This is a genomic window from Sphingomonas citri (assembly GCF_019429485.1).
Lineage (GTDB): Bacteria > Pseudomonadota > Alphaproteobacteria > Sphingomonadales > Sphingomonadaceae > Sphingomonas > Sphingomonas citri.
In genome coordinates this window covers 26,676-38,221 of sequence record NZ_JAHXZN010000016.1, presented here as the reverse complement: position 1 = coordinate 38,221, position 11,546 = coordinate 26,676, and the positions used below count along the sequence as shown (strand labels likewise).

The window sequence follows — 11,546 nt, the reverse complement described above, 5'->3', positions numbered from 1 at the left end:
AGGTGTCGGGACGAGGAGCGTCATTCTTCCGCCCCTCGCCCCTATCGGGGCAGGGCGGTTCGTCACGCCTGCGGCGCGTCGAACTAGGAGCGGGGGTTAGAAGGGGGCAGTCAAGCGCAATAGTTTTATATTCTTCTATTGACAGCTATTGACAAGGCGGGCATATAAGAAGGACCGGACCGAGGGCGGCAACCCTCCCCGGCATCCACTCCCGCAGGAGCATAACATGACCTTCCGTACCCTACAGCGGCCCCCCGTCACCGCCGAGCAGATCGACCAACTCAAGTTCGAGTGTCGCAAGGGGGGCGCGATAATCCGCGTCAAGAAGCTGGACGGCAGCCAGCGTGGTTGCATCCGTATCGTGTTGGTGAGCGGCACCCGCGAGGCGGTGCGTGCGGCCCTTGTCGCGATGGATGGAGCTACCAGCTTTGGCCGACCGTTCGCGCACCCTGACTGGCATTTCGCATGGAACGGCCCGAGCGAGGTCAACGCCTGCTTTCCCTACAGCTTGAAGGCAGCGGCATGACCGAGGATTTCAAGCGCCAGATGCGTGCCGACACCGTGCGGATCGAGGGGCTGGCCGCAGCCCTTCCCGCCGATCACGACGGACGCCGCGCCGCGTTGGTCGAAGCCGCAGACGCCTACCATGCCGCCATCATGGCCGGTGACGAACGCGCACGCCGCACCGCAGATGAGCGCGCGCTTGCCGCGTTGGTGGCGTTGAACGACGGCGAGCTATTCGGCTTCGCAATGTCGGGGAAGGCTCCCGACCAGATGCTCGACGCCTGCGCCGCCCAGCCCGGTACGGTTCCGGGTTGGGGGCAGCGCGGCGAGTTCGTCCTAACCGTCGATGGTATGCGCGTCCGTGTCGTCTTTGATCCCAACCTTGGCCGATCCATGCCCGCGCACATCGGGTTGCATGTGGTGGACGCGGGTAAGCCGTTCATCAGCGACACAGGCTTTTGGTCCCGCTGGCAAGGCGACATGATCGAGGGGCAGACGGTGGACGAGGCCGCGCGCGTGATGATCGAGCAGAGCCTATCGGAGAGCGGGCGCAAGATGCTTGCCCCCGGTTTCCGCGAGCGCCGACAGGCCGAGGCGGTTCCGGCATGGATCGACGGCGCAGCGGCCCCGGCATCGGACTTCTACGAGGATCGGGGAGGACAGGTCGCGTTCGCGTTCTAACGTCAATAGTTTATAGTAAATCTATTGACAGCTATTGACAGCGCGCCTATATAAGAGGGACCGGGACCGAGGGGCGGCAACCCCTTCCCGGCCCCTCAATCTCCACCGCAGGAGCCAGCCATGACCACCGGCAAGCCGACCCCGACAATCGCACAATGGATCGCACTTCTCGACTTCCGCGACCGCTACGGGCGCACTTGGAAGGACGCGCTTTGGACGAAATGGGGCAACGGGCAGGACCATTACGAGCCGCACGCCGCTGACCTTCATGCCGTCCGCAACCATGCCGATTTCGGGCCGAGCTGGCTTCATGGCCTCAAGCCCGACCTGTTGCAGCGCCAGCGCGAGCGGTTCACCCTCACCCTCGCCCATCGTGACGACAACACCGTCAGGGCCGAGCAAGAGGCAGTCGCCAGCGCGCTTGCGAACGACGACGGCCACAAATGGGCCGACATGACGCCCGAGGCGCAGGCCCCGTACACGCGCAAGGCAACGCTCGCCATGCTCGCCCTGTCCAATCTCCGCTACCAACGGGAGCAGGGCCGCTAGGCCCTGTCGGGAGGTACGCAATGCGCTTTGCCCGTCACACCCGCCACCACGACGCCTACAACGTCACTCCGCGCAAGATCGCGGCGTTCGAGCGAAAGAAGGTCGCAGAGCGCAACGCCCTGCCCTTGTTCGCAGCGCAGACGGCAGCGCGGCAGATCAGCGCCGACGAGGAGATGCAGCGCCGGGAGGAAAACTGGACCCGGCGCGTGATCGAGCGGCGGGGGCAGATCGCGGCAGAGTGGCGGGAGGTTCGCGCTCGCTTCTACGCCCTGCCCCCGCATATCCGGGACGAGGTTCGCAGCCGTTGGGCGCGCTGGACCGGCCCGCTGACGGCCTCGATGCAAAATCATATCCGGCGTGAGGTTGCCAAGACGCTACCCGCCGAGCCGGACGATTTCGCCAGCATGAGCGTTGCCGAGCGGATCGCAGAGACAGCGCGCTTAAACGACATAGCGCGGGCGCGGGAGTTCTACTGGACGCATTGGGATTATTCGCCGGGGCTGCTGCTATGGCTTTCGCCTTTTTTCGAGCCGACACCGGAGCAGCCAGAGCCGCACCGGCACCTGACCGTTTCGCGGGGCCTGTGGTCGCGGTTCTATCATGCGTTCGCGGACTATGCGGATTGGGGCCACAACACCGATCCGAGCGGCGAGCATCGGGAAGGCATCTTCACAATCGACGCGCAGGCGTTCCGGTTCGAGATTTCCTACCATCGCTATGACAGCGACGAGGAATCGCGCGTGCCGTGGAATACAGACCTGACCCGCCGTGTCGTTTGGGTTGGGTTGGCCGATGAGCGGAGGGCCTGACAATGGCCCGCCGTGCCGTGCCGTGCGCGAGCCGCGCCACGTTCCTACCCCGAAGATCATCGGCCACCAGCCCGACCTATTCGACGGTCCCACCCTCACCCATGAGGCCAAGCCGGTGCCGGTATGCAGCGACCGCCAGCTTCGCGGTTGGATGCGCGCCACGACCATAGCCGACATCGAGGGCGGCAGATGATCCCCCAGGACGAACCCGAGCGGCAGTTGACCCCGGATGGCCGCTGGCGTGCAGAGTATCGCGCGCGCCAGCTCGCCCAGCGGATCGCGACTGTTCAGGCCGATTTGTTCGGCGCACCAGCTATCGAGACATACCATCCGAACACGGCACCGAGGCCGCCAAAGCGTACCGCGCGAAACTTCAAGCCGCGCCCCTTTCTGACAAAGGACGAGATTGCGGCAATGCTCGCCAGCGCGGCAAACTGGTTGCGGCTAGGTCAGCCGGTCAAGATCGCAGATGACAGCCCCGGCGAGTTTGCAGGCAGATGCGGTGTAATCTGGCGCAAGGGGAGCGCCGTCTTTCCCGATATGGTCTATGTCTATCTTGACCTTGTTGGCAACGAGCGCAGCGAGAAGATCGCGTTTGTCGAGGTTCGCGACGTAGCGCCCAACTATGGCGAGTGACTGTCAATAAATAATGTCAGTTCTATTGACAGCTATTGACAGTTTGCCTATATATGAGGGGCCGGGATCGAGGGGCGGCAACCCCTTCCCCGGCGCTTTCTCTAACTCCCGCAGGAGTGGCGCAATGGATAAGCCTACCGCGATCGTCGCAAACCTCGTTCCCGAGGATAAGCGGCTTTCGGTTTTGCCCGACTTTTTCGAGTTCCGGCAAATGATTCATGCTGAAAGCATGACCTTCAAGTTCATGGAACGACTGTCGATCGACTACGCCGGGGGCTACTGGCATTACTACCGCCTGTCGAATGGCGGCTTTTACATGGCCCCGGCGAACGACAAGCCGATGCGCGTTTCGTGGAACGGCAACGGCTATGAGGGAACCATGAGCGCGGATGCCGCTGGTATCGTCGCCACCCTGTTCATGCTCAACGTGCTGGCCGAGGACGGCACCGAGCGGATGGCCGACCTCTATTATCAGCTTCGCGACTTCGCGAGCGAACACGCCGAGCGGCCCGCCATCTTCGCGGCCATCGACTGACCGAGGCAGGCCGGGGGACTTCCCCCGGCTTTGCTGGACGAGGAAACCGCCATGCCCCGCCCTGTCCACCTTGTTGCATGTGTCAGCCAGAAGCGCAGCGAGCCAGCGCGGGCGCGCGACCTCTATCAATCGGATTGGTTCAACAAGGCCCGCGCCTATGTGACCGCACAGGGCGGGCGCTGGTTCATCCTGTCAGCACATTATGGGCTGGTCGCACCATCGCGGGTGATCGCGCCCTATGATGTGACCCTTGGCGATATGACCGCAGCCGAACGCCGCGCATGGGGCGAGCGCGTTACCGCCCAGCTTGCCGAGCAGATCGGGCCGCGAACCCCCGTCGTGATACTGGCAGGCAGGCTATACCGCGATCCGCTATCGTCATGGACTGGCGCGCGTGGTCGCGTTCCTATGGAGGGCTTGGGTATCGGCCAGCAAAAGGCATGGCTTGCCGCCCAGGTTGAAGCAATCAGAGAGCGCACCGCTATGGCGGCGCAGCTCGACTTGTTCGAGGGCCTGTCGTGATCCTTTGCCTCATGGTTGGCGATAGCCTCGCCCATTTTGCCGCACAGGCCGTCAGGGCCGCGCAGGGGCCAGCTTGCAGGGTTGTGGCGCGTAAGGGTGCCGGATCAGCCGAAATCGCGTCGTGGCGCGTCCCTCCGGTCGATGCGACGTTCGTTGTTATCTCCGCAGGCAGCAATGATCCGCGCAACCCTGCCCTGCCCCGTAACCTTGCCGCGATCCGCGCGCGGATCACCGGCAAGCGCGTGGCATGGCTTCTGCCCTACGACCGGCAGGCCGCGTTGATCGTTCACCGGGTCGCGGTCAGTTTCGGGGATTCCGAAATGGACCTTGCCGCCTATCCCGCGCGCGATGGCATCCACCCACAATCCTATGCCGGCGTTGCTGGCGCGCTCACCCGTTGGGGCATCCGCTTTGGAGGTACGCCGAAATGAAAATCGACGTCGAGCAGGTCAAAGCCCGTCATAGCCTAAGCGCGGTTATCGGCCGTCGCGTGAAGCTACGGAAGGCGGGGCATGAGCATGTCGGGCTTTGCCCCTTCCATCAGGAGAACACGCCCAGCTTTCGGGTCAACGACACCAAGGGCCTGTTCCATTGCTTCGGGTGCGGCGCGTCGGGCGACGTGATCGACTTTATCCGCGCGATCGACGGGCTGGACTTCCGCGGTGCGGTTGAGTTTCTGGCGAACGGCGATTTGCCCGCGGCCGATCCGATCGACCGCGTGAAGGCCGAGCGGATCGAGCGCGCCGAGCGGATCGAGGCGACGAAGGAAGCCTTTCGCCAGTGGGCCAGCGCCCGCAGCATCACCGGCACCCCCGCCGAGATCTATTTGCGGTCGCGGGGCATCACCGGGCCGGTCCCTTGGTCCGTCCGGTTCACCTATGCGCCTATTCGGATCGACAAGGAGACAGGCAAGCCCGGTCCCCGCCTGCCCGCTCTAATCGCCGCCTGTCAGGACGTGAGGGGTAAGATTGTAGGCGTGCAGCGCATCTTTCTGGATCGCGAGGGCCGAAAGGCGCGGATGACGAACCCCAAATTGAGCTTGGGGCAGACACGCGGTTGCGCGCTCCGTCTAGGCGACGTGGCGCGGCGTATCGTGCTTTGCGAAGGCCCCGAGGACGGTTTGACCCTTCGCCAGCGCCACCCCGACGCGAGCGTTTGGGTTTCACTTGGAACCGGGGGGCTGGCGCATGTCGAGTTGCCGCCCGAGGTCGAGGAGGTGATTTTGGCGGGCGACAACAATGCACCAGGCCGTGCCGCGATCGAGGCCGCCGAGCTGGCCTACACCGAACAGGGCCGGAAGGTCCGACACGTTTTCCCCGATCCCCGCTTTGAGGATTGGAACGACGAGCTACAGCAGAAGGTGAAATGTCGGTGACGGCGCGGTTTGACGAGTACGAAGCGGAGTGGATCAAGAAGGCTGGCAATGCCTTCATGGTTCTAAAGCTGATTACAGACCATCGCTACGTTGAAGATCAGGGATTAAGCCCCGAGACAATCGCGAACATCAGCCAGCTTGGGGCCTTGTTGGAGGGTATCTACGACTTGGGCGAACGCCATTGGCGCGAGTTCAACACGCCCGAAAAGCTCGCAACGGTCGAGCAGCTTATGACCAAGCTGCAACACGATCATGAGGAGCGAGTGAGCGTTTATCTTGGGGCTATCGTCAAATGAACGAAAGCCTACTATTGACAGGTGTTGACAACGGATCGGGCGAACGCCCGAAAGATGGAGATAGGACGTTGAGCAGCGCGACGATGACCCCCGAGGAGTTCGACGCCGTACAGAGCCGGTTGGGCCGCATGACGCTCGACACCTTGCGTCTCGCACGCGAGGTTCTGGTTGATGGCAAGAGCCAGACCGAGGTTGCAGCGGCATACAATTTCAGCCGGCAGCGCGTGAACCTTGCGGTTCAGCGCGTCGTGAAAGAGGCGAAACAGGTTCCGGCGAATTGGCAGTTGCTGGAAATCTGGCTTCCCCCCGAGCTGATCGCGCGCGTGCGCGAAATGGAGGCCGAGGCCCGCGCCCAGGTGGCGAACTCGTAAGTTGATGGCCGCGCAGGCGCGGCGCTTGATGGAGATAGAGCCGTGGCTGATACGCCGTCGAAATCCGAGATACCCGCCCCCATGCAGCGGACCAACGTTGAGCGCGATCGGCAAGTCGAGATCGCGCCGAAGCTGGCACAGCATGAGGCAGAGCGCGAGAACATCGAGGAGCTTCGCGAGCGGGCGGCGAACAGCGCGCAGCGCGCCGAGCCGGGGCAGACCTATCGCGGCAAGATTATCGCCGTGACAGCCGAGCATGTGTTGCAGCAGCGCGAGAACCGGGCGAACGAGGTCATCCAGCATGACCGCATCGCGTTGAGCGGTGCGGTGCGCGAAGGTCGCGACACCGAAATCAGCTATCCGCACGGAAAGGCTGGCCTCGCCACCGATATGTCCAAAGCCAGCGGCCACGATCGGCAGCACCAGCACCAGCACCAGCACCAAACCGACCGCCGCCACATCGAGGCCGAGCGGGACTAATGCGCCCGTATAGGCCCCGGCGTCGGCGCTATCCGGCCTGGACGTGGTTTGCGGTGACGGGTGCCGGTATCGCAGCCGCAGCCTTGGGAATGAGCGTCCCCGTTGGGGACGCGCGTAACCATCGAAAGGCTGGCGCCGATGGAGCGCCTTCGGCGCGCGCATCTGACAGGGCCGCGCCTCCGGCGCGGGAGGATGGATACGTGCGCGTCATCGACGGGGACACGTTCGACATTGACGGCGAACGAGTACGGATTTGGGGAATAGATGCGCCGGATAAGCCGGAATCTATGAAGCGTGCCGCAGGGCGGCGGGCAGCGGCAATCATCGAGCAAGAAGGGCTTTCTTGTTCAACGAGCCTAGCGGCCAATGTGGCGTTGCGGACAGGGAAAATGTGTCCGTCGAGCCTCACCAGCTACGGACGTAAAAACGCGCAATGCCGTTTGAATAGGACAGGCGAAGATTTCGGAAACCGGATGATCCGTGAGGGCTTCGCAGTCAGCTATAAGCGATACGATTGCGGGTTTTATGACGACTTGATGAGCAAGGCGAAGCTCACGCGCTCGGGATTGTGGCGCAGCTACCCGGAGCAGATGGCAAAGCTGGCGGACTTGCGATCGAGGACCGCCAAAGGCCGTTATTGAGGAGACAGTAAATGCACGATGATAATCGGGCCGAGTCAGATTTCTGGATCGTAGAGTCGCTAAAGGTCTTGGAGGTCGCCATTCATAATACGCGCTTCTATGTGAGCGATGCTGGCAAGTCCGAGCAGGTTGCAGAGCTGCTGACCTTGATAGCGGATATTCCGCCTTTGGTGCGTCAACGGGCGCTTAGTCCAAACGGTACACGGCGGTTGGGTTTCATCGTGGAGCGGGCCAACCAGATCATGCGGGATATTGAGCAGGGGATTGGCCGGACGCCGCCAGAACCGACAATTTTGGGTCGATTGAGCCATGTTAAGAACGCCTTGAGCGCAGCGTGGCGGATACAATTCGGTGGCAGATGGGTTGCACAAAGGGGGCAGTCGGATAGCACAAAGGTTGCAGAAAGGTTGCAGATCGGTCGGTTTCCGGGTGGTAAGGGCGTGATGATCGAGGGCTTGTAGAAGGGAGCAGGGAAAAAAGTGGAGAAGTTGGGCGCGGCCCTTCGGGCACGGCTACTATCTCCGCTTCGCTCCGACCAAGCCCCTTCGGGTCTTGGCCCTATCGGGTAACGATCCTCGCGTGCCGCTGTGCGTGGCTACGCCATGCTCGCAGCAGGGAGGCCGGCAAGCCGGCCGCGTTTTTGAGGTAGGGTGATGACCGACAGAATTGCGATGATCGTTCGGACGTTCACCCCGATCATGGAGCAAGCTGGTTTCCGGCAAGTCGGCCGGGAATCGGCCGAGGAAATAGAGCTGGACGAAGGCGAACGCCTCGCATTGATCGACACGCTGATACGGCGCTTGATGATGCGAACCGGGCGGGATGCCCCTGCCCTGCCTATCAGCATCGAGGATGCTCCCGCCGATCGCCTCGAATGGTTCGGGATCGCCGTGCAAACATGCGCCGAGGCCGGATGCTATTACGAGCGAGCCGCCCAGGCGAACCGCTGAATGGGAAATGAGCGCGCATCGAGCGCGCCCCTTTCCCGCTGCCGCAGGAATATAACTCTCTCTGATGACCTCCTAGCATTTCGGCAAAAGCGGCCAGCATCAATGATCGACGGTTCCCCCAATTTGCTTCGCAAATCGGCTCCCCCGTCGCCCGCTAAAGCGGCGCGGCTAAAGCCGCGTCATTGACCCTGCCCGCTTTCGCCGAACCGCCGACTTTGTCATCAAGACAAAGAGGAAGGATCGAACATGCGCTGGATCATTACCGCAGACCACATCGGCACGAACTCGCACGGAGTTGGTGACGATGAGAACGGCAAGCGGGTGCAGACCTTTGTTACCGCTGGCGACCCTCTCTCTTACGATTTCCGGCTCTACGACGACGACGGCAACCTCTACTATGAGGGCCGCACCAACGACATAAACGAGGATGAGGAACGCGCTTTCGCACCGCTGGATTGGGCGCGGTACAAGGCAGGATGCACCTACATGACCTACCGCCAGCACGGCCTTCATAACACCGAATGGTTGGAGCTTTGATCGACAGGGGGCCGGGGCAACCCGGTCCCTTTTTTTGTCCGCGATCGTCGCCCAGGTGCAGCCGTTGAAAGGGGGGCGAACAGGCATCGAGCCTGCCCGCCCCCCGTTGCCACGGACAAGAAAACTCTCTCTCTGTAGTCCAAGCGTACCCGACGTGCCGAACCGCGTCGAGGATCGACGGTCCCCCAATTTTCACGCCGGCCCCACTCCGCTGCGCTCCGGGGACCGGCGAGAAAATCGGTTCCACCATCGCCCGCTGCGCGGCGCGGCATAGCCGCGTCCCCGACCCGGCTCGACACGCCGGGAACGCAAGCGTCGTCAGATGAAGGAGGACGCGATGCCGAAGCTAGTCATGCACATTGATGACCGGATCGAAATGCTGGAACGCGAGTACCGCGCATGGGAGCGGCTGTACGATCGCCGGCAAGAGGCGAAAGACGCCATCAACTGGAACTTGATGACGCCCGCCGATCGCCGCGCAGCAGAAGCCTATGACGAACGGATCATCGAGGACGGCGCGTTCATATGGTGCGAGCTGGATCACGTCCGACATTGGCATAACGAGCAGCTATGGTGAGGGGCATTGCCCCTCTCCTTTTCATCGGTCGAGAGGGGGCGAACTGGCATCGAGCCAGCCCGCCCCCACGCGCTACCGCGCATGAGCTTGATGGGGTCCGGCCAGACCGGGCGCGATCCGTCAAAGGGTTGGTCCTCGCCATGCTCCCCATGCTCGCGCCTGGCCTGCGGCTAGGCGCTGCGCGTGGGTCCGCGTGGCTCCGGTCCCGGCTTCGCCGCCTTTGACGGATCGCGCTCGCCCCGGCTGAATTGGAGGTGTCGGGACGAGGAGCGTCATTCTTCCGCCCCTCGCCCCTATCGGGGCAGGGCGGTTCGTCACGCCTGCGGCGCGTCGAACTAGGAGCGGGGGTTAGAAGGGGGCAGTCAAGCGCAATAGTTTTGCTATATTCTATTGACAGCTATTGACAAAGGAAGCCGTCCGCGACTATATATATGTCATCGAAACAGCCACTTAGCCCCCACCGGAGTAGATGACATGGCGAAGCCCGCAGCCCGCAAATCGACCACCCGCACCGCCCCCGCGACCGACGCCTATCAGGACGTAACGGACGCCATCGTCGCCGCGTTGGAGGCTGGCACGAAGCCTTGGGAAAAGCCGTGGCAGTCGGGCGGCGTGGCGCAGTATCCGTTGCGCGCGTGCGGCACGCCCTATCGCGGGATCAACGTGCTGGTGCTGTGGATGACGGCGCAGGCGAAGGGCTATTCCTCGCCCTATTGGATGACCTTCAAGCAGGCCATTGCGATCAAGGGCGCGTGCGTCCGCAAGGGCGAAAAGGGATCGAAGGTTTTCTATTCGGGCGCAACCGCGATCACCGAGGAAGGCAGCGACGGCAGCGAGGAAACCCGCATCGCGCGCTTTCTGAAATCCTATACCGTTTTCAACGTCGAGCAGATCGACGGCCTGCCCGCCCATTACTACCCGCAGCCGGTCGAGCCGACAGCGCGCCAGAAGGCCGAGCGGATCGAACACGCCGAGGCGTTTTTCGCCGCGATCCCGTCAACGGTGCAGCATGGCGGCAATCGCGCCTATTACCGGATCGACGCCGACCATATTCAGATGCCGCAGCTTGAGGACTTCACCGACGCCGAGCGGTATTATTCCACCCTCGCCCACGAACACACCCACTGGACCCGCCACCCTACCCGCCTCGATCGCGACTTTGGGCGCAAGCGTTGGGGTGACGCTGGATATGCAGCCGAGGAGCTTGTTGCCGAGCTGGGGGCCGCGTTCACATGCGCGACCTTGGGTTTCCGCCCCGACCATATCGAGAGCCACGCCGCCTATATCGGATCATGGCTTGAGGTGTTGAAGAACGACAAGCGCGCGATTTTCACCGCCGCTTCGCACGCGCAGCGCGCGGCCGACTTCCTCGCCGCCTATTCGGGCGCGACGATCGCGGCCGAGGACGAGGACGAGCAGCGCGCCGCCTGATACCATCGGGGGGCATCCTGCCCCCCTACCCCCCGGATGCCGGCAAGCATCCCCAACCCGCAGGAGAAGCCCGAATGTCCCGCCACGAACTGGACCCCCGCCCCGACTTACCCGAGGCGTTCCGACGCGCAACGATCGCGATTGGATGGGATGGCCCGCTACAGACGTTCTATGTGATCGTGAACGAGGACGAGGCCGACGACGCCGCGATATGGGTTGGCACGGCGACCCGTGAAATCACGAATGTTGATGCCGCTCTAGCACACGTCGAGCCGTGGGCGATCGTCCCTGCCAGCTTGCGCGCCGAGCTGGTGGACGAGCAGCAGAGCGACCAGCGCCCCGGCCGTCACCCGTTCGCCATCATGTAGCATCGAGCAGCCAGACTAGCGGCAGAGGGTAGGGCGGTGCGGTTGCACCGCCCTTTGCCGTTTGGGGCAGGGGGGGGCAGCGGAGGCCGGTGAACCGGCCGCATTTTTGCCGGGGGGCGAAGCCGGGGGGATCGACCCCCCGGCTTCGCCAGGATGCCGGCTTCGCCGGCAGATCGGCGTTGCCGATCGGGGCAGCGGCACCGTTGGGGGTAATCTTCTCTCTGTGTGATGAGGTATTTTGGCATGGGTGCGCGCCGGCCCTCAAGGATGAGCGGTTCCCCCAA

At 63.1% G+C, this 11,546-nt stretch carries 20 protein-coding genes; all 20 read left to right on the top strand.

The window, feature by feature from the left end:
* The first annotated feature begins 226 nt into the window (after positions 1-226).
* The 20 genes from KZ820_RS20985 to KZ820_RS20890 all read left to right on the top strand — a co-directional run bounded on the left by KZ820_RS20985 (position 227) and on the right by KZ820_RS20890 (position 11,262).
* The gene (locus KZ820_RS20985) at positions 227-526 is read left to right on the top strand and encodes a hypothetical protein (protein ID WP_219750756.1); all 300 of its coding nucleotides are present in this window, start codon (positions 227-229) and stop codon (positions 524-526) included.
* The gene (locus KZ820_RS20980; RefSeq protein WP_219750755.1) at positions 523-1,185 is read left to right on the top strand and encodes a hypothetical protein; all 663 of its coding nucleotides are present in this window, start codon (positions 523-525) and stop codon (positions 1,183-1,185) included. The genes KZ820_RS20985 and KZ820_RS20980 overlap by 4 nt, the downstream gene beginning before the upstream one ends.
* 120 nt (positions 1,186-1,305) lie before the next feature.
* Positions 1,306-1,734: a hypothetical protein gene (locus KZ820_RS20975; RefSeq protein WP_219750754.1), complete on the top strand. Its 429-nt coding sequence runs from the start codon at positions 1,306-1,308 to the stop codon at positions 1,732-1,734.
* A 20-nt stretch (positions 1,735-1,754) separates the two neighbouring features.
* Positions 1,755-2,543 carry a DUF3768 domain-containing protein gene (locus KZ820_RS20970; protein WP_219750753.1) on the top strand — a complete coding sequence of 263 codons (789 nt, stop codon included), beginning with the start codon at positions 1,755-1,757 and terminating at the stop codon, positions 2,541-2,543.
* Entirely contained in the window at positions 2,527-2,736 is a 210-nt protein-coding gene (locus KZ820_RS20965; RefSeq protein ID WP_219750752.1) for a hypothetical protein, read from the top strand. Before KZ820_RS20970 ends, KZ820_RS20965 begins: the two co-directional genes overlap by 17 nt.
* Positions 2,733-3,179, top strand: coding sequence for a hypothetical protein (locus KZ820_RS20960; protein ID WP_219750751.1), 447 nt, complete (start codon positions 2,733-2,735; stop codon positions 3,177-3,179). Before KZ820_RS20965 ends, KZ820_RS20960 begins: the two co-directional genes overlap by 4 nt.
* Positions 3,180-3,303: 124 nt before the next feature.
* The gene (locus tag KZ820_RS20955; protein WP_219750750.1) at positions 3,304-3,714 is read left to right on the top strand and encodes an antirestriction protein; all 411 of its coding nucleotides are present in this window, start codon (positions 3,304-3,306) and stop codon (positions 3,712-3,714) included.
* A gap of 51 nt (positions 3,715-3,765) precedes the next feature.
* On the top strand, positions 3,766-4,236 hold the full coding sequence (locus KZ820_RS20950) for a DUF6884 domain-containing protein (protein ID WP_219750749.1): 471 nt from the start codon (positions 3,766-3,768) through the stop codon (positions 4,234-4,236).
* The gene (locus KZ820_RS20945) at positions 4,233-4,667 is read left to right on the top strand and encodes a hypothetical protein (protein ID WP_219750748.1); all 435 of its coding nucleotides are present in this window, start codon (positions 4,233-4,235) and stop codon (positions 4,665-4,667) included. The genes KZ820_RS20950 and KZ820_RS20945 overlap by 4 nt, the downstream gene beginning before the upstream one ends.
* A complete protein-coding gene (locus tag KZ820_RS20940) occupies positions 4,664-5,611 on the top strand; it encodes a CHC2 zinc finger domain-containing protein (protein WP_219750747.1) in 948 nt (315 codons plus the stop codon). Before KZ820_RS20945 ends, KZ820_RS20940 begins: the two co-directional genes overlap by 4 nt.
* Complete coding sequence (locus KZ820_RS20935; protein ID WP_219750746.1) at positions 5,602-5,907, top strand: hypothetical protein; 306 nt, start codon at positions 5,602-5,604, stop codon at positions 5,905-5,907. Before KZ820_RS20940 ends, KZ820_RS20935 begins: the two co-directional genes overlap by 10 nt.
* Positions 5,908-5,975: 68 nt before the next feature.
* The gene (locus KZ820_RS20930) at positions 5,976-6,278 is read left to right on the top strand and encodes a TrfB-related DNA-binding protein (protein ID WP_219750745.1); all 303 of its coding nucleotides are present in this window, start codon (positions 5,976-5,978) and stop codon (positions 6,276-6,278) included.
* A 42-nt stretch (positions 6,279-6,320) separates the two neighbouring features.
* The gene (locus tag KZ820_RS20925) at positions 6,321-6,758 is read left to right on the top strand and encodes a KfrB domain-containing protein (RefSeq protein WP_219750744.1); all 438 of its coding nucleotides are present in this window, start codon (positions 6,321-6,323) and stop codon (positions 6,756-6,758) included.
* Positions 6,759-6,958: 200 nt separating this feature from the next.
* Positions 6,959-7,399: a thermonuclease family protein gene (locus KZ820_RS20920; RefSeq protein WP_219750743.1), complete on the top strand. Its 441-nt coding sequence runs from the start codon at positions 6,959-6,961 to the stop codon at positions 7,397-7,399.
* 11 nt (positions 7,400-7,410) lie between these two features.
* Positions 7,411-7,860: a hypothetical protein gene (locus KZ820_RS20915; RefSeq protein WP_219750742.1), complete on the top strand. Its 450-nt coding sequence runs from the start codon at positions 7,411-7,413 to the stop codon at positions 7,858-7,860.
* Positions 7,861-8,052: 192 nt separating this feature from the next.
* The gene (locus tag KZ820_RS20910) at positions 8,053-8,349 is read left to right on the top strand and encodes a hypothetical protein (RefSeq protein WP_219750741.1); all 297 of its coding nucleotides are present in this window, start codon (positions 8,053-8,055) and stop codon (positions 8,347-8,349) included.
* Between the two features lie 246 nt (positions 8,350-8,595).
* Positions 8,596-8,886, top strand: coding sequence for a hypothetical protein (locus KZ820_RS20905; protein WP_219750740.1), 291 nt, complete (start codon positions 8,596-8,598; stop codon positions 8,884-8,886).
* Positions 8,887-9,223: 337 nt separating this feature from the next.
* Positions 9,224-9,463, top strand: a complete 240-nt coding sequence (locus KZ820_RS20900) for a hypothetical protein (protein ID WP_219750739.1) — start codon at positions 9,224-9,226, stop codon at positions 9,461-9,463.
* A gap of 474 nt (positions 9,464-9,937) precedes the next feature.
* On the top strand, positions 9,938-10,894 hold the full coding sequence (locus tag KZ820_RS20895) for an ArdC family protein (protein WP_219750738.1): 957 nt from the start codon (positions 9,938-9,940) through the stop codon (positions 10,892-10,894).
* 74 nt (positions 10,895-10,968) lie between these two features.
* Positions 10,969-11,262 (top strand): hypothetical protein, encoded by a 294-nt coding sequence (locus KZ820_RS20890; RefSeq protein WP_219750737.1) that lies wholly within the window; start codon positions 10,969-10,971, stop codon positions 11,260-11,262.
* Positions 11,263-11,546 lie beyond the last annotated feature (284 nt).